This is a genomic window from Niveibacterium umoris, assembly GCF_014197015.1.
Lineage (GTDB): Bacteria > Pseudomonadota > Gammaproteobacteria > Burkholderiales > Rhodocyclaceae > Niveibacterium > Niveibacterium umoris.
Genome location: NZ_JACIET010000001.1, coordinates 770,943 through 787,242, shown reverse-complemented (window position 1 = coordinate 787,242; position 16,300 = coordinate 770,943). Strand labels below are relative to the sequence as shown.

Below are 16,300 nucleotides of genomic sequence, written 5' to 3'. Positions count from 1 at the left end.
CTACGCCCTGCAACACATCGGCCGCTTGATGGCCATCAAGCGCGACCCAAGGACCCATCAACGACTGTAGAGTTCGCGTGCGGCGTCCTGCAGCTCGCGGCGAAGCTGGCGCCGCTCTTCCGGGGTCAGGCGTCGCGCCTGGCCGGGTCCTTCCTGTTCGAAGCGCGCGTCAAGACGACGCGCACGATTCGGATCATCGGCGCCCTCGATCTGGCGATCTCGCCAAGCCTGACGCGTCTCACGGCGCTCTGCCCGAAGTTCCTCGCGCAGCGGGCTCTGCCCTTGATGCCGTTCAAAGCCATGTCCGAAGCGCATTCCCTCGGCACGGACCGGATGGGCGAAGCAAAGCAGCACGGTCATCATGACCACGCCACTCAATCTTCGCCGCATCGGTATCTCCATCTGAATCCTCGCTTGACAGTCAGGGCATCGAATCCCTGCCCGGTGGACGCATGTTCCCCTGTGGCGTCGAATCATATGTTCGGGACAGTCATCTTCTTGTAACGAGGTGTTTCATGTCGCGGATTCCGCAACGAACGGTTACTTCGCCTGCGCTGGCGACGCGTCGCCCGACCCGTTACGATTGCGCCATGGAAAACAAAGAACGCCACCGCATTCTGATCGTTGATGACGATGCCCGCCTGCGCAACCTGCTCGAGCGCTATCTTGAAGAGCAGGGTTTTGGCGTCAAGGCGGTTGCCGACGCTGCAGCCATGGACAGGGCGCTGACGCGCGAGCACGCCGACCTGCTGGTACTCGACCTGATGCTGCCGGGCGAAGACGGCCTTTCCATATGCCGACGCCTGCGCGGCAACGGCAACGAGTTGCCGATCATCATGCTGACGGCCAAGGGCGACGAAGTCGACCGCATCGTCGGCCTCGAAATGGGCGCGGATGACTATCTGCCCAAGCCCTTCAATCCGCGGGAGCTGGTCGCGCGTGTCCATGCCGTGCTGCGGCGCAAGCCGCGCACACCGCCCGGCGCACCGACCGAAGACGAAGAGGTGGTGAGCTTCGGCCGCGTCACGGTGAACCTTGCAACCCGGTCGCTGACCCGTGACGGCGAGGAAATGTCGCTCACCACCGGCGAGTTCGCGCTGCTCAAGGTCTTGCTGCAGCACCCGCGCCAGCCGCTGTCGCGCGACAAGCTGATGGAACTTGCACGCGGCCGCGAATACGACGCCTTCGACCGCTCGATCGACGTGCAGATTTCCCGGCTGCGCAAGCTGGTTGAAGAAGAAGCGTCACGCCCCCGCTACCTGCAAACGGTGTGGGGCTTCGGCTACGTCTTCGTCCCGGACGGCCAGCGCGGCTAGGTTGGTGACGGTTCAATTCGCGCCACGCAGTCTGCTGTGGCGCACCTTCTTCCTGATTGCGCTGCTGATCGGCCTGGCCCTCGGCGCCTGGTATCAGTTGTTCGTCCGTTTCGAGTCCGAACCGCGGGCCCGGCAGCTTGGCCAGATGCTGGTCAGCGTGGTGAACCTGACCCGCGCCGCCCTGGTCAACGCCGACCCGCTGCTGCGTCTTGCGCTCTTGCGCGACCTGTCGGTGCAGGAAGGGATCCGCATCTATCCGGCCGAACCCGGCGACGAGCTCGGCCCCCTGCCCGACTCGCCCACCATCAACGTGATCGAGACCGAAGTGCGTCGGCAGTTGGGGAACAACACCCGTTTTGCCGGCAGTCGCGAAGGCATCGAAGGCATCTGGGTCAGCTTCCAGATTGACCCCGACGATCCAGCAGACCTGTTCTGGGTGATGCTGCCGCGCGAGCGTTTCGAACGTGTGCGCAAGGCCGAGTGGCTGGGTTGGGGCATCGCCGCGGGCGTCCTTGCGATGCTGGGGGCTTACGTGATCGTGCGACGCGTCGCACGGCCGCTCGCGGAAATCACCCAGGCAGCCCGCATGATCGGCCGCGGCGAACCGGCACCACGGCTTGCGGAAGAAGGCCCGAGCGAGATCATCGAAGTGAGCCGGGCATTCAACCAGATGTCGGATGACCTCGCCCAACTCGAATCCGATCGCGCCTTGATCCTCGCGGGTGTTTCGCATGATCTGCGCACGCCGCTGGCGCGTTTGCGCCTCGGCATCGAGATGACGGGCGCGCATCAGGACGACGTGGATGCGATGTCGGCTGACGTTGAAGAAATGGACAAGATCATCGGCCAGTTCCTCGATTTCGCGCGCGGCAGCGCTGACGAGAACCAGGTCGAGATGGACGGTGCCGCGCTCGCAAACGATCTTGTCGCGAGCTACCAGCGTCGCGGACTGGCCAACGTCGTTGCCGGGGCGGTGGATGACTGCGAGATGTGCTTTCAGGGCAAACCCAAGGCGCTGCGCCGCGCGCTCTCCAATCTGATTGACAACGCCCTGCGTTACGCCGGCGAGGAAAGCCCGATCGAAGTCTGCTGCGAACGTCGCAATGCTGGAATCGTGCTGTCGGTGCTCGATCGCGGGCCGGGCATCCCGCCGGACCAGGTTGAACGCCTGAAGCGGCCCTTCACCCGACTCGAAGCTGCCCGTACCGACGCGCGTGGATCAGGACTGGGCCTTGCCATCGTCGACCGCGTCGCACGCGCCCACGGCGGGCGGCTGGACTTGCTGCCGCGCAGCGGTGGCGGCCTGCAGGCGCAGATCCTGATCACCACCCTTCGTGCCGCCGGCGGCGCTTGAACCCCACATGGCTATAATGCGCGGCTGATATGAAAATCCTGTTCGAGATCTTCCCCGTTCTGCTGTTCTTCGTCGCCTACAAGTTCGCGGACATCTATGTCGCGACCGGGGTGGCGATGGCGGCCACCGTGATCCAGCTGGGGTGGGCGCTCACCATACGCCGCAAGGTGGAACCGATGATGTGGTTCTCCGCCGTCATCGTGGTGATCTTCGGCTCGCTGACCCTGGTGCTGCATGACCCGACGTTCATCAAGTGGAAGCCGACAATCATCTACTGGGGCATGGCCGTTGCGATGGCTGTCACGCGTTGGGGCTTCAAGCGCAATCCGATGAAGTCCATCTTCAGTTCGCAGCTGGAGCTGCCGGAAGAAGCCTGGGTCAAGCTGAACAACTCGTGGATGGCCTTCTTCGCGGCGATGGGCGTCATCAACATCGCGGTGGCGTACCAGTTTTCTGAATCGGTCTGGGTCAATTTCAAACTCTTCGGCGGCACCGGGCTGATGATCCTGTTCGTGATCGCCCAGAGCCTGATGCTGTCTCGCTATCTGGACGAGGAACGCAAGTAATGCTGTATGCCCTGCTCGGCGAAGACGCGCCCGCCAGTCTCGAAAAACGGCTTGCCGTGCGCCCGGCGCATCTGGCGCGGCTGCAGGCTCTGGCCGACGCCGGCCGCCTGATCCTTGCGGGTCCGATGCCCGCCATCGACAGCCCTGATCCTGGCCCGGCCGGATTTGCCGGTAGCCTGATCGTGGCGGAATTCGCGAGCCAGCCGGAAGCGGAAGCCTGGCTGGCTGCCGACCCATACGTGACCGAAGGCGTATTCGTGCACACCACGGTCCGCCCGTTCAAACGGGTACTCCCGTGAGCTCGCCGCTCCTCGACGAAATCCGCACCCGTCTTGCTGCACTTGCGCCGCAGGTGCTGGAGTTGCAGGACGACAGCGCGCGCCATGCCGGCCACGCAGGCGCAGCGGGCGGCGGTGGGCATTTCAATCTGCGCATCGTTTCCAACGCCTTTGCCGGCAAGTCCCGCGTTGCCCGTCACCGCGACGTCTATTCACAACTCGCCGATATGATCCCCGCCCGGATTCACGCGCTCGCCATCGACGCGCGAACGCCGGACGAATCTGCTTCACCCCTAAGTTCGACCAAACCAGAGGAACCCCATGAAACGTGAAATCAGCCGACTGATCGTCGGTCTTGTCGCCGCCGCCATCTCGGTTGCGGCCTTCGCCGACGACAAAGCTGCCGCCAAGCCGGCCGCTGCTCCGGCTGCCAAGTCGGGCACCGTTGCTACGGTGAACGGCACCGCGATCCCCCAGGCTCAGGCCGACCTGTTCATGCAGGAACAGATGCAACGCGGCGCACCCGACAATGCCGAAGTGCGTAACGCGATCCGTGAGGAATTGATCCGCCGTGAGGTGATCGCCCAGGAAGCCAAGAAGAAGGGCGTCGACAAGAACCCGCGCTTCCAGACTGCGATGCAGCTGATGCAACGCTCGGCGCTCGTCGGTGCCTACCTTGAGGATTACGTGAAGACGCATCCGATTCCGGAAGCGGACATCAAGAAAGCCTACGACGAAATCGCCGCCAAGGCATCCAAGAAGGAATACAAGGCACGCCACATCCTGGTCGAGAAGGAAGACGACGCCAAGGCGATCATCACCAAGCTCAAGGGTGGCGCCAAGTTCGCTGACCTCGCGAAAGACAGCAAGGACACCGGTTCGAAGGACAACGGCGGCGACCTCGGCTGGAACTCGCCGGACGCCTACGTGAAGCCGTTTGGCGAAGCGCTCGGCAAGCTGCAGAAGGGCAAGTTCACGACCGAGCCGGTCAAGACCGACTTCGGCTATCACGTGATCCTGCTCGAAGACTCGCGCGACGCCACGCCGCCGGCCTACGATCAGGTCAAGGGCCAGCTGCAGCAGCGCCTGCAGCAGCAAGCCGTCGAAGCCCACATCGCCGAGCTGAAGAAGGCCGCAAAGATTCAGTAATCCAAGCGTGCTTCACAGCAAAACGGCCCTTCGCGGGCCGTTTTGTTTTTCCGGGCTTGGCCTCAGGCTGCTGAAGCCGGAGGCGGCAGGCTCTCAAGAAACGCGATCGCATCTGCCGAACGTCGCGTGCGCCCCATTGGCGGCAAGCTCTGCCAGACCCGGCGACCGTAGGGTTTGTCGATCATGCGGGGGTCGCAGATCATCAGGACGCCGCGATCGCGCTCGGTGCGGATCAGCCGCCCGGCACCCTGCTTCACGTTGATCACCGAACGCGGCAACTGGTAGTCCATGAAGGGGTTGCGCCCCTCGCCGCGCATCCATTCGATGCGCGCCGCGAGCACCGGGTCATCGGGCGGCGCAAAGGGCAGTTTGTCGATCACCACCAGGGACAAGGCATCACCCGGCACGTCGACGCCTTCCCAGAAGCTCTGGCTTGCGACGAGGACGGCATTGCCAAGTTTGCGGAAGCGTTCGAGCAATTCGCTGCGAGAACCCTGGCCCTGCATCAACAGCGGGAAGTCCATCGCCTCGCGTTCAAAACGCGATTGCAACTGGTCGTGGATCCGCTGCATGGCGCGCAGCGCGGTACACAGCACGAAGGTACGACCCTGCGCCGCGCGAATCACCGGTACCGCCGCCTCAACCACCGCATCGACATAGCTCGGGTCGTTCGGATCGGGCATGCCTTCCGGCGCATACAGCAGGGCTTGTTGCGCGTAGTCGAAGGGGCTGCCCCAGACGGCAGTTTCGGGCGGCGGATCCAGCGCATCCAGGCCCAGTTCCGCGCAGTAGTGGCGAAAGTCCCGCCCGACGGCCAGCGTCGCCGAGGTAAAGATCCACGAACGGGCGGTACCTTCGAGTTGCTTGCGGAATAGGCCCGCCACATGCAGCGGCGTTGCATTCAGTGCGGCAGACTGGCTGTAGACCTCAGCCCACCGCACCAACTCTGGTCCCGGCGGCAAGCGCCATCGCTGCAGGCGTTCGGCCAGTTCGGAGCATCGCTGCCAGCAACGTTCCAGCCCTTCTGAGCGCTGCGCCTGGGTTTCGAGCAAGGCCGCAAACCCGGCAACTTCTTTTTCAAGGGCATCGAGCGCAGGCTCCAACGCCTTCAGCGAAGCAAGCTGATTCCAGCCCAACCGCTGGTTGTCACCGGGAAAGGCCAGCCGCAGATCGCGCGCAGCCTTTTCCAGCGTGCGCGTGACGTCCTGCAGGGGCATGAAATCCTTCGCCCCGGCAATCGCTTCATGCCGTGTATCGCGCGCCAGATCAAGCACCTGCCCGGTCGACACGCTTTCGCCGAAGAACAGGCTGGCCGTCTCGGGCAGCTGATGCGCTTCGTCGAAGATGACGGTATTGCATGCCGGCAACAGTTCGGCGAGGCCAGTGTCGCGCAGCATCACATCCGCGAAGAACAGATGGTGATTGACGACCACGACTTCCGCTTCCTGGGCGGCGCGGCGAGCGGCCAGCACGAAGCAGTCCTTGACGTTGGGGCACTCTTGCCCGAGGCAGTTGTCACGGGTCGAGGTGACCTGCTGCCACACACCGGCGTCTTCCGACACGTCGGGGCACTCTGACTTGTCACCACTTGCCGTGTGTTTGGCCCAGCGGACGATCTTTGGCAGGTGCAGTGCGTCTTCGCGTGTGGCAAAGCGCCCGTCGCTCTGCGCACGGTCGAGGTGGTAATGGCAGAGGTAGTTGGCGCGCCCCTTGAGCAAGGCCACGCTCACCGGCACCCGCAGCGCGTCACGCACGGCCGGTAGGTCACGGTGGAAAAGCTGGTCCTGCAGCGTCTTGGTGCCGGTAGAGAGGATCACCTTGCCGCCGCTCAGCAAGGCGGGGACCAGATAGGCAAAGGTCTTGCCAGTACCGGTACCGGCTTCAGCCACCAGCACCCGGTTGCCCTTGATCGCGTCGGCAATCGCCTGCGCCATTTCGAACTGCTGCGGGCGGGCACGATAACCGGCAATCCGTTGGGCGAGCGCGCCGTCTTCGGCGAAGTAAGAGGAGAGTTCTTTCATGGCTGCGGGCGCGTTGGCCGGCGATGGTAGCACGGCCGCCGCGCGCCCTCAGACAGGCCGATGGCGTTCGGCCAGGTACTCACGCGAGCGCATTTCGATCAGCCGCGACACCGTACGGGGAAACTCCTGCGCATTGGGTCCGTCGCGGTAAAGATCCGGTGCCTGCGCCGCAGCGCTGATGATGAGCTTGACCCGGCAGTCGTACAGCACATCGATCAGCCAGGTGAAGCGTCGGGCTTCGTTGCCTTGTTCGCGCGACATGACCGGTACGTCCGACAGGATCACCGTGTGGTAGCGCCGCGCGAGCTCTAGGTAGTCGTTCTGCGAACGCGGCCCGCCACACAGGGTTGCAAAATCGAACCATACCGCCCCTTCATGAACCCGCTTGGCGGCAAGGGGACGGTCGAGCACCTCGATTTCGGCCGCAGTCCCTTTTGCCCCTGCAATCTGCCGGAATTCGCCGGCCAGTTGCTCATCTGCCTGCGGGCCGGCGGGAACGACGTAGATATCCATCCGTTCAAGCGCGCGCAATCTGTAGTCGGTGCCATGGTCGACTTCGAGTACGTCGAAACGACGCTTGATCAGATCGATCGTCGGCAGGAAGTTCTGCCGCTGCAGGCCGTTCGGGTAGAGGCCGTCGGGAGGGTAATTTGACGTCATCACGAATATCACGCCGCGCTGGAACAGGGCATCGAGCAGCCGCCCAAGGATCATCGCATCGGCGATGTCGGAGACATGGAATTCGTCGAAGCACAGCAAGCGCGTCTGTCGAGCGATGCGCTCGGCGACCTGTATCAGCGGATCTTCGCTGTCCTTGAAGCTGCGCAGCGATTCGTGGACTTCACGCATGAAGGCATGGAAGTGCACCCGACGCTTGCGCTGATAGGGCACCGCGTCGAAGAAGCAATCCATGATGAAGCTCTTGCCGCGCCCGACACCGCCCCAGAGATAGACGCTACGCGGCGGATGCGGATTGAAGATGAGCTTGCGCAGGCGGCTGCGACGCACCGCCTTGAAGGCGAGGAGGTCGTTGTAAAGCGCTTGCAGGCGCGCAATGGCGCCGCGCTGCGCGACATCGGCCTTGTACCCGCGGCTCTTGAGCAGGGATTCGTAGGCGTCGCGGACGCCGAACTCTGGGACGTTCAGAATCTGATGCGGCATGAGGGTGCTTCTTGAAACGAAAGGCGGCCGTTCTCGGTCGATAGACCGGTGAACGGCCGCCAGAGGTGCGAGCATTAGAAGTGCAGCGTGCGCTTATCCACGGCAAGCGCCGCTTCGTGCATCACTTCGGACAAGGTCGGATGGGCATGGCAGATACGGCCCATGTCTTCCGCCGAAGCGCCAAATTCCATCGCGACGACCGCTTCGGCGATCAGCTCCGATGCATTGGTACCGATGATGTGGGCGCCAAGGATCTGGTCGGTCTCGGCATGCGCAAGCACCTTCACGAAACCGGTGGTATCACCCTGCCCCAGCGCACGGCCGTTGGCCATGAACGGGATCTGGCCGGCCTTGTACGGGATGCCGGCGGCCTTCAGATCCTGTTCGGTCTTGCCGACCCAGGCGATCTCCGGCTGGGTGTAGATGACCCAAGGGATCGTGTCGTAGTTGCAGTGGCCGGCCTGGCCGACGATGCACTCGGCCACCATCACGCCTTCTTCCATGCCCTTGTGCGCCAGCATCGGGCCGCGCACCACGTCGCCGACCGCCCACACGTTGCGCAGGTTGGTCGAACAGTGGTCGTCGACTTCGATGCGGCCCTTGGCATCGAGCTTCAAACCGACGGCTGCAGCATTGAGGCCGTCCGTGTTCGGCACGCGACCGACCGCCACGACCAGTTTGTCGCATTCGAGAATCTGATCGCCGTCGTCGTTCTCGTACTTGATCGACACGCCGTTCGGGCCAGTGCTGACTTCCTTGATCTGCACCCCGAGATGGATCTTCAGGCCCTGCTTGCTCGTGAAGACTTTCCACGCTTCCTTCGCAACCGCCTGATCGGCCGCCGAAAGGAAGTCCGGCACCGCTTCAAGGATCGTGACCTCGGAGCCGAGCCGCTTCCAGACGCTGCCCATCTCCAGCCCGATCACACCGGCGCCGATCACACCCAGGCGCTTGGGCACCGCTTCGGTCTTGAGTGCGCCTTCGTTATCCACGACCAAGGCGTTGTCGACCGGGATGCCCGGCAGGTGGCGGGCGCGCGAGCCGGTCGCGACGATGACGTGTTTGGCGAGCACCTCCTCGTTGCCGACCTTCATCTTCCACAGACCGTCGACTTCAGCGATGAAGCTGCCATGACCGGCCAGGAAGTTCACCTTGTACTTCTTGAACAGCCCTTTGATGCCGCCGGTGAGCTGCGTGACGATGTTGTCCTTGCGGCGGATCATCGACGGCACATCGATCGACACACCTTCGACCTTGATGCCATGCATCAGGAAGGCATGCGTCGCATGGTCATAAAGCTCTGACGAATAGAGCAGCGCCTTCGACGGGATGCAACCCACGTTGAGGCATGTGCCCCCCAGTCGCGGCTCGCCCTTCGGGTCGGCGTAAGCATTGAACTCGCAGCAGGCTGTCTTCAGCCCAAGCTGCGCGGCACGGATCGCCGCCACATAGCCTGCAGGGCCGCCGCCGATTACCAGTACATCGAATTCCTGAGCCATTGATCGCTCCGATCGCGTTTACCCGGCGTTCTCGTCGGGTACAAATATCCAGCAGAGAATGTAGGCGAACACCCCCACCCCTGCAAAGCAGGCCGACAGCACCCACAGGAGCCGCCACACCCACGATTCCACTCCGGTCATCCTGCCAAGGCCACCACAAACGCCGCCCAGCCAACGGTCGTCGCGCGAACGCCGCAAACCGTTGATGGCCGCGCCCGATGCTGCCGGGCGCGGCGCGTCGCCGCCGATCAGTTGCGCTTTCGCAGCAGCGAATTCCGCGTCGGTCAGCGCACCCGACTCCTTCAACTGATGCAGTTTCGCAATTTCGTCGGCGACGGACATGGTGGTTACCCGGTCAGATTTCGAGCAGCAGGCGCGCCGGGTCTTCCAGCGCTTCCTTCATGGTCACCAGACCAAGCACCGCTTCGCGGCCATCGATGATCCGGTGGTCATACGACATGGCGAGGTAGTTGATCGGGCGCACGACGACCTGCCCGTTCTCGACCACCGGGCGATCCTTCGTCGCATGGATGCCGAGAATCGCAGACTGCGGCGGGTTGATGATCGGCGTCGACAGCATCGAACCGAAGATGCCGCCATTCGAGATGGAGAACGTACCGCCAGTCAGGTCTTCGATCGACAGCTTGCCGTCGCGCGCCTTGGCGCCGAACTCGGCAATCTTCTTCTCGATTTCGGCCAGCGTCATCTGGTCGGCATTGCGCAGGATCGGCACCACCAGGCCGCGCGGCGACCCGACGGCGATACCGATGTCGAAATAGCCGTGGTAGACGATGTCATTGCCGTCGACCGAGGCGTTCAGCACCGGATACTTCTTCAGCGCGGCAACCGCGGCCTTCACAAAGAAGGACATGAAGCCCAGCTTGACGCCGTGCTCCTTCTCGAACTTCTCCTGGTACTTCTTGCGCATCTCCATCACCGGCGCCATGTTGACCTCGTTGAACGTGGTCAGGATGGCGTTGGTGGCTTGCGACTGCAGCAGGCGCTCGGCGACGCGGGCGCGCAGCCGGCTCATCGGCACGCGCTGCTCGGGGCGATCGGCCAACACCGACTCGACCGCAACCGGTGCGGGCGGCTGCGGCAAGGCCGACGCGGTCTGGCCGACTGCCGGCAGCGTGGACTGGACAACTGCCGCCTTGGTCACCGTATGGGTGGTGGTGCCCAGCGCATCGGCCTTGGTGACCCGCCCGCCGGGGCCGGTACCTTGAACATTGGCGGCATCGACGCCCTTTTCGGCGAGGATCTTGCGTGCCGCCGGCCCCATGCCGGACGCTGCCGGTGCTGCGGCGGCGGGTGCAGCCGGCGCCGCAGCAGTCGCCGCGGCAGCCGGAGCGCTTGCGCCCGCAACAGCTTCGGTATCGATCTGCGCGATCAGGTCGCCACTGGTGACGCTCGAACCGTTGCCCTTGATGATCTTGACCAGAACGCCAGCCGCCGGGGCCGGGGTTTCGAGCACGACCTTGTCGGTCTCGATATCGATCAGGTTTTCGTCGCGTGCGACAGCTTCGCCTTCCTTCTTGTGCCAGTTCACCAAGGTGGCTTCGGACACCGATTCGGAGAGCTGCGGAACTTTCACTTCGATCAGCATTTATCTTCCCTCTTTGTTCTTTCTGACGCGCGGCCTCAGCGGCTCGGTGCCACGTCCTGATTCAGTTCACCGAACGCGCCTTCGATCACAGCCTTCTGCTGGATCTGATGCTTCGCGTAGTAGCCGACTGCCGGCGATGCCGAAGCGGGACGGCTGACGAGGTAGAGGTGGTGGTTCTTGCCCAGCGAGCGCGCAAGATGCTGGCGCGACACGATCCAGTACCACGCGCCCTGATTGCGCGGCTCTTCCTGACACCACACCACTTCCTTGGCGTTCGGGTACTTCGCCAGCTCTTCGGCAAAGGCCTCGTTCGGGAAGGGATAAAGCTGCTCGATACGCACGACGGCAGTGAAGTCGTGTGCCTTCGCACGACGCTCGGCGATCAGCTCGTAGTAGAGCTTGCCGGAACACAACACGACACGCGTCACCTTCTTCGGATCAATCGGATCGACTTCGCCGATTACGGTACGGAAGCGGCCTTCCGCCAGTTCATCGAGTGACGACACCGCATCCTTGTGACGCAACAGCGACTTGGGCGTCAGCACCACCAGCGGCTTGCGCAGCTTGCGCACCATCTGGCGCCGCAGCAGGTGGAAGATCTGCGACGGCGTGGTCGGCACACAGACCTGCCAGTTGTCTTCGGCACACAGCTGCATGTAACGCTCAAGGCGCGCCGAAGAGTGCTCCGGCCCCTGCCCTTCGTAGCCATGTGGCAGCAGCATCGTGATGCCAGAGAGTCGGCCCCACTTGGCTTCGCCCGAGCTAATGAACTGGTCGACAACGACCTGCGCGCCATTTGCGAAGTCGCCGAACTGGCCTTCCCAAACCACCAGGTGGTTCGGCTCGGCCGTCGCAAAGCCGTACTCGAAGCCAAGCACGGCGTTTTCCGACAACACGGAGTCGATCACGGTGAAGGGCGCCTGGTTTTCCTGCACATGCTGCAGCGGTACGACGATGCCGGCATCCCAGACTTCACGGTTCTGGTCATGCAACACCGCGTGGCGGTGGAAGAAGGTGCCGCGACCGGCATCCTGCCCGCACAGACGCACGCCGAAGCCTTCGGCAACCAGCGACGCGTATGCGAGGTTCTCGCCCATGCCCCAGTCGAGCGGCAGCTTGCCCTCGCCCATCGCCTTGCGGTCTTCGATGATCTTCGCAACGCGCGAGTGCAGCGTGATGTTGGCCGGCACATCGGTCAGGCGCTGCGACAGGCGGCGCAGTTCGTTGACCGGCACCGATGTGTCGCATTCGTCGGTATAGGCCTTCTTGAGGAAAGGCGACCAGTCTTGCGCGAACTTGCGGGTATAGCCCGAGAGCACCGGGTTGTAGAGCAACTCGCCACGATCCAGCGCAGCGCGATACTCGGTAATCATCGCGTCCGGTTCGTTGGCAGTGCAGACGCCCATGCCTACCAGACGGTCGGCATAGAGCTTGCGCGAACCGGGGTGTGCGTTGACCTTCTTGTACATCAAGGGCTGCGTCACCATCGGCTCGTCCTGCTCGTTATGGCCGAGCTTGCGATAGCAGATGATGTCGATGACGACGTCTTTCTTGAAGGTCTGGCGGAACTCCACGGCGATCTGGCTGACCAGCGCTACCGCTTCGGGGTCGTCACCGTTGACGTGGAAGATCGGCGCTTCGACCATCTTGAACACGTCGGTACAGTAGATCGACGAACGCAGGTCACGCGGATCGGAGGTCGTGAATCCGATCTGGTTGTTGATGACGACGTGGATCGTGCCACCGGTGCCAAAGCCACGCGTTTGCGAGAAGTTCAGCATCTCCTGATTCACGCCCTGCCCTGCTACCGCGGCGTCACCGTGGATGAGCACCGGCAACACGCAGGCCTTCTCCGCCTCGGTACGGCGCTGCTGGCGCGCATACACCGAACCCTCGACCACCGGGTTCACGATCTCGAGGTGCGAAGGGTTGAAGGCCAGCGTCAGGTGTACCGGGCCGCCGGGCGTGCTGACATCCGACGAGAAGCCCATGTGGTACTTCACGTCACCGGCCGACAGGTCGGCGGCGTGCTTGCCTTCAAATTCCGAGAACAACATCGCCGGCTGCTTGCCGAGCGTATTCACCAGCACGTTCAGGCGACCACGGTGCGCCATGCCGATGACGATCTCCTGCACGCCGCTACCGCCTGCGTGGTTGATGATCGTATCCATCGCGACAATGGCCGATTCGCCGCCTTCCAGCGAAAAGCGCTTCTGACCGACGTAGCGGGTATGCAGGTATTTTTCCAGCGTCTCCGCAGCCGTCATGCGTTCGAGGATGCGCTTCTTCTGCTCGACGGTGAAGTTGGCGCGACCGCGATTGGGCTCGATCTTGCTCTGGATCCAGCGCTTCTGGCCGATATCCGAGAGGTACATGTACTCTGTGGCGATGGTGCCGCAGTAGGTCTCGCGGACCGATTCCAGGATCTCGCGCAGCGTCGCCTGTTGCGCGCCAGGAAAGTGGAATGAGCCGGTATTGAACTGCTGTGACAGATCGGCCTCGGTGAAGCCATAGAAGGATGGCTCCAGTTCTGCGATCTGCGGGCGTTCCTGACGCTTGAGCGGATCGATCTGTGCCCAGCGGTTGCCAAGGAAGCGATACGCATTGATCAACTGCAACACGCCGATCTGGCGCTTGTCCGCAATGCCAACCGCGGAGGCAGTGAGTTTGTTCTGCTTCGCCATCTGGGCGAAGGATGCGATCACCGGCGCGTGGGCGACGTCGCGCGACGCCGCGCCCGGCATGTTCTGCAGGGCGTCGAAATAATCCCTCCACTGGTCCGGAACACTGGCCGGGTTATCGAGGTAGGACTCGTAGAGTTCCTCGATGAACGGCGCATTGCTCCCGAACAGGTAGGAGTTGCCCATAAACTGTCTCATCATTGGAGCCACCTGTCTTTCTGCGGGTGAATGGAACACGCCGCACAGCGTTCCGACGGAAGCCACTCACATCGGAAAAAACGGGACGGGGAGACTCTCCCCCCAGATCGTCAACCCGCCCCGCGGTCAAACACTGTTGCGACGTGCCAGCTGCTATGTCAGCGCAACCCGATCGGGGTAACGTCGCGATTGGCGGCACCCACGTAGAGCTGACGCGGACGGCCGATCTTGTAGTCGGCGTCGGTAAGCATTTCCTCCCACTGGCTCATCCAGCCAACGGTGCGCGCAAGGGCGAAAATGCAGGTAAACATCGAAGTCGGGATGCCGAGCGCGCTCTGCACGATGCCGGAGTAGAAGTCGACGTTCGGGTAGAGCTTCTTCTCGACGAAGTACGGATCTTCCAGCGCGATGCGCTCGAGCTCCATCGCCAGCTTGAACAGCTTGCTGTCGTGCAGGCCCAGCTCGTGCAGCACTTCGTGGCAGGTTTCGCGCATCAGCTTGGCGCGCGGATCGTAGTTCTTGTACACGCGGTGGCCGAAGCCCATCAGCTTGAAGGAATCGGTCTTGTCCTTCGCGCGCTTGATGTATTCGCCCACGCGCGAGACATCGCCAATCTCTTCGAGCATGTTGAGGCAGGCCTCGTTCGCACCGCCGTGCGCCGGGCCCCACAGGCAGGCGATACCGGCCGAGATGCACGCAAACGGGTTGGCTCCCGACGAACCGGCCAGACGCACGGTAGAGGTCGAAGCGTTCTGCTCATGGTCGGCGTGCAGGATCAGGATACGATCGAGCGCGCGAGCCAGCACCGGGTTCGGCACATACTTCTCGCACGGCGTGCCGAACATCATGTGCATGAAGTTTTCGGTGTAGTCGAGATCGTTGCGCGGGTACATGAACGGCTCGCCCACCGAGTACTTGTAGGCCATGGCGACGATCGTCGGCATCTTCGCGATGATGCGATGGAACGAGACGGTGCGATGCTCGTGATCGGAGAAGTCAGCCGCATCGTGATAGAAGGCCGACAGCGCGCCGACGACACCCACGCACACCGCCATCGGGTGCGCATCGCGGCGGAAGCCTTGGTAGAAGCGGGTCAGTTGCTCGTGCACCATCGTGTGGCGCTTGATCGAGTTGACGAAGGCCTCCTTCTGCCGAACCGTCGGCAACTCGCCTTCGCGCAGCAGGTAGGCCGTTTCGAGGAAGTCGCACTTCTCGGCCAGTTGCTCGATCGGATAACCCCGATACAGCAACTCGCCCTTGTCACCATCAATGAAGGTGATCTTCGACTGACAGCTAGCCGTCGAAAGGAAACCCGGGTCAAACGTGAAATTGCCGGTAGCGCCGTAGAGCTTGCGAATGTCGATGACGTCCGGCCCGTGTACGCCAGACATCACCGGGAACTCGACACTCTTGCCATCGATGGTCAGCGTAGCGGTGCGTTGCGTCGTCATGATTCGTCCCTTCTATCCCAGTGATTGCAGTAATCCGTCGGATACCGCCCCGTCACGACTGACGGATCGCGGCGATCAAGCCTTTCCATTCTTCGACCGGGCATTCCTCCCGGCCGCCAACCCATTTCCACAACTCGATGTCGTCGGTCGTGAGCAGATCGAGCAAGGTTTCCAGCTCGGCATCGCTCAACGTATCCAGCTTCTGTTCATAGAAGCGGGTGAAGAAAATGTCGAGTTCCAGCAAGCCTCGACGGCTGCGCCACTTCACACGCTCCTTCAATGCACTCATCGTGGCCTCAGACTGCCCTGCGGACCATCATGTCCTTGATCTTGCCGATCGCGCGCGTCGGGTTCAGATTCTTCGGGCACACGTCGACACAGTTCATGATGGTGTGGCAACGGAACAGGCGATACGGGTCTTCGAGGTTGTCGAGACGCTCGCTGGTCGCCTGATCTCGCGTATCCGCGATGAAACGGTAAGCCGCCAACAAACCGGCGGGGCCGACGAATTTGTCGGGGTTCCACCAGAACGACGGGCACGAGGTGGAGCAGCTTGCGCACAGGATGCACTCGTACAAGCCGTTGAGTTCTTCGCGGTCTTCCGGCGACTGCAGGCGCTCGCGCTCCGGTGCCGGGTCGTTGTTGACGACGTAGGGCTTGATCGAGTGGTACTGCTTGAAGAACTGGGTCATGTCCACGATCAGATCGCGGATCACTGGCAAGCCCGGCAGCGGACGCAGCTGCACCGGTTCTTTCAACGAATCGATGTCGGTCAGGCAGGCAAGACCATTCTTGCCGTTGATGTTCATTGCATCCGAACCGCACACGCCTTCGCGGCAAGAACGACGGAACGAAATCGAATCGTCTTTCGCCTTGAGCTTGACGAGCACGTCGAGCAGCTTGCGATCGGTCGCGTCGACTTCGATCGACACGTCCTGCATGTAAGGCGCCGCGTCCTTGTCCGGGTCGTAGCGGTAGATCTGGAATCGCATGGTACGGTTTGCCATTCGTTTCTCCTCC

16 protein-coding genes are annotated in these 16,300 nt (G+C 62.7%); 6 read left to right on the top strand and 10 right to left on the bottom strand.

Annotated features, from left to right (window positions below; genetic code table 11):
- Positions 1 to 57: 57 nt before the first annotated feature.
- The gene (locus GGR36_RS03480; protein WP_183631880.1) at positions 58 to 363 is read right to left on the bottom strand and encodes a hypothetical protein; all 306 of its coding nucleotides are present in this window, start codon (positions 361 to 363) and stop codon (positions 58 to 60) included.
- A gap of 227 nt (positions 364 to 590) precedes the next feature.
- Here GGR36_RS03480 and ompR point away from each other — a divergent pair, with 227 nt between their 5' ends.
- The 6 genes from ompR to GGR36_RS03450 are packed head-to-tail and all read left to right on the top strand — an operon-like array spanning position 591 to position 4,663.
- Positions 591 to 1,316 (top strand): osmolarity response regulator transcription factor OmpR, encoded by a 726-nt coding sequence (ompR, locus tag GGR36_RS03475; RefSeq protein WP_183631877.1) that lies wholly within the window; start codon positions 591 to 593, stop codon positions 1,314 to 1,316.
- A gap of 4 nt (positions 1,317 to 1,320) precedes the next feature.
- Positions 1,321 to 2,670, top strand: coding sequence for an ATP-binding protein (locus GGR36_RS03470; RefSeq protein ID WP_338086614.1), 1,350 nt, complete (start codon positions 1,321 to 1,323; stop codon positions 2,668 to 2,670).
- Between the two features lie 29 nt (positions 2,671 to 2,699).
- Positions 2,700 to 3,236, top strand: coding sequence for a septation protein A (locus GGR36_RS03465; protein WP_183631863.1), 537 nt, complete (start codon positions 2,700 to 2,702; stop codon positions 3,234 to 3,236).
- Positions 3,236 to 3,535: a YciI family protein gene (locus tag GGR36_RS03460; protein WP_183631861.1), complete on the top strand. Its 300-nt coding sequence runs from the start codon at positions 3,236 to 3,238 to the stop codon at positions 3,533 to 3,535. The genes GGR36_RS03465 and GGR36_RS03460 overlap by 1 nt, the downstream gene beginning before the upstream one ends.
- On the top strand, positions 3,532 to 3,846 hold the full coding sequence (locus GGR36_RS21815) for a BolA/IbaG family iron-sulfur metabolism protein (RefSeq protein WP_183631859.1): 315 nt from the start codon (positions 3,532 to 3,534) through the stop codon (positions 3,844 to 3,846). The genes GGR36_RS03460 and GGR36_RS21815 overlap by 4 nt, the downstream gene beginning before the upstream one ends.
- Positions 3,836 to 4,663 (top strand): peptidylprolyl isomerase, encoded by an 828-nt coding sequence (locus GGR36_RS03450; protein ID WP_183631855.1) that lies wholly within the window; start codon positions 3,836 to 3,838, stop codon positions 4,661 to 4,663. The genes GGR36_RS21815 and GGR36_RS03450 overlap by 11 nt, the downstream gene beginning before the upstream one ends.
- A 62-nt stretch (positions 4,664 to 4,725) precedes the next feature.
- Here GGR36_RS03450 and GGR36_RS03445 read toward each other — a convergent pair whose 3' ends face one another.
- From GGR36_RS03445 to GGR36_RS03405, 9 genes are all read right to left on the bottom strand, one after another.
- Entirely contained in the window at positions 4,726 to 6,684 is a 1,959-nt protein-coding gene (locus tag GGR36_RS03445) for a DNA repair helicase YoaA (protein ID WP_183631852.1), read from the bottom strand.
- Positions 6,685 to 6,732: 48 nt separating this feature from the next.
- Entirely contained in the window at positions 6,733 to 7,845 is a 1,113-nt protein-coding gene (zapE, locus tag GGR36_RS03440; RefSeq protein WP_183631849.1) for a cell division protein ZapE, read from the bottom strand.
- A 74-nt stretch (positions 7,846 to 7,919) separates the two neighbouring features.
- The gene (gene lpdA / locus GGR36_RS03435) at positions 7,920 to 9,344 is read right to left on the bottom strand and encodes a dihydrolipoyl dehydrogenase (RefSeq protein WP_183631846.1); all 1,425 of its coding nucleotides are present in this window, start codon (positions 9,342 to 9,344) and stop codon (positions 7,920 to 7,922) included.
- 18 nt (positions 9,345 to 9,362) lie between these two features.
- Entirely contained in the window at positions 9,363 to 9,686 is a 324-nt protein-coding gene (locus GGR36_RS03430; RefSeq protein ID WP_183631844.1) for a PspC domain-containing protein, read from the bottom strand.
- 13 nt (positions 9,687 to 9,699) lie between these two features.
- Entirely contained in the window at positions 9,700 to 10,950 is a 1,251-nt protein-coding gene (odhB, locus tag GGR36_RS03425) for a 2-oxoglutarate dehydrogenase complex dihydrolipoyllysine-residue succinyltransferase (protein WP_183631842.1), read from the bottom strand.
- A gap of 35 nt (positions 10,951 to 10,985) precedes the next feature.
- A complete protein-coding gene (locus GGR36_RS03420) occupies positions 10,986 to 13,832 on the bottom strand; it encodes a 2-oxoglutarate dehydrogenase E1 component (protein ID WP_183631839.1) in 2,847 nt (948 codons plus the stop codon).
- 155 nt (positions 13,833 to 13,987) lie between these two features.
- Positions 13,988 to 15,280 (bottom strand): citrate synthase, encoded by a 1,293-nt coding sequence (gene gltA / locus GGR36_RS03415; protein ID WP_183631837.1) that lies wholly within the window; start codon positions 15,278 to 15,280, stop codon positions 13,988 to 13,990.
- Between the two features lie 52 nt (positions 15,281 to 15,332).
- On the bottom strand, positions 15,333 to 15,569 hold the full coding sequence (locus GGR36_RS03410) for an FAD assembly factor SdhE (RefSeq protein ID WP_183631834.1): 237 nt from the start codon (positions 15,567 to 15,569) through the stop codon (positions 15,333 to 15,335).
- A gap of 7 nt (positions 15,570 to 15,576) precedes the next feature.
- Positions 15,577 to 16,287: a succinate dehydrogenase iron-sulfur subunit gene (locus GGR36_RS03405; RefSeq protein ID WP_183631824.1), complete on the bottom strand. Its 711-nt coding sequence runs from the start codon at positions 16,285 to 16,287 to the stop codon at positions 15,577 to 15,579.
- Positions 16,288 to 16,300: the final 13 nt, after the last annotated feature.

What these genes read in the sequence shown, in the direction of transcription:
- GGR36_RS03405 (WP_183631824.1), bottom strand. Translation starts at nt 16,287, where the DNA reads ATGGCAAACCGTACCATGCGATTCCAGATCTACCGCTACGACCCGGAC.
- GGR36_RS03465 (WP_183631863.1), top strand. Translation starts at nt 2,700, where the DNA reads ATGAAAATCCTGTTCGAGATCTTCCCCGTTCTGCTGTTCTTCGTCGCC.
- GGR36_RS03445 (WP_183631852.1), bottom strand. Translation starts at nt 6,684, where the DNA reads ATGAAAGAACTCTCCTCTTACTTCGCCGAAGACGGCGCGCTCGCCCAA.
- GGR36_RS03410 (WP_183631834.1), bottom strand. Translation starts at nt 15,569, where the DNA reads ATGAGTGCATTGAAGGAGCGTGTGAAGTGGCGCAGCCGTCGAGGCTTG.
- odhB (WP_183631842.1), bottom strand. Translation starts at nt 10,950, where the DNA reads ATGCTGATCGAAGTGAAAGTTCCGCAGCTCTCCGAATCGGTGTCCGAA.
- ompR (WP_183631877.1), top strand. Translation starts at nt 591, where the DNA reads ATGGAAAACAAAGAACGCCACCGCATTCTGATCGTTGATGACGATGCC.
- GGR36_RS03450 (WP_183631855.1), top strand. Translation starts at nt 3,836, where the DNA reads ATGAAACGTGAAATCAGCCGACTGATCGTCGGTCTTGTCGCCGCCGCC.
- GGR36_RS03430 (WP_183631844.1), bottom strand. Translation starts at nt 9,686, where the DNA reads ATGTCCGTCGCCGACGAAATTGCGAAACTGCATCAGTTGAAGGAGTCG.
- gltA (WP_183631837.1), bottom strand. Translation starts at nt 15,280, where the DNA reads ATGACGACGCAACGCACCGCTACGCTGACCATCGATGGCAAGAGTGTC.
- GGR36_RS03420 (WP_183631839.1), bottom strand. Translation starts at nt 13,832, where the DNA reads ATGATGAGACAGTTTATGGGCAACTCCTACCTGTTCGGGAGCAATGCG.
- lpdA (WP_183631846.1), bottom strand. Translation starts at nt 9,344, where the DNA reads ATGGCTCAGGAATTCGATGTACTGGTAATCGGCGGCGGCCCTGCAGGC.
- GGR36_RS03480 (WP_183631880.1), bottom strand. Translation starts at nt 363, where the DNA reads ATGATGACCGTGCTGCTTTGCTTCGCCCATCCGGTCCGTGCCGAGGGA.
- GGR36_RS03460 (WP_183631861.1), top strand. Translation starts at nt 3,236, where the DNA reads ATGCTGTATGCCCTGCTCGGCGAAGACGCGCCCGCCAGTCTCGAAAAA.
- zapE (WP_183631849.1), bottom strand. Translation starts at nt 7,845, where the DNA reads ATGCCGCATCAGATTCTGAACGTCCCAGAGTTCGGCGTCCGCGACGCC.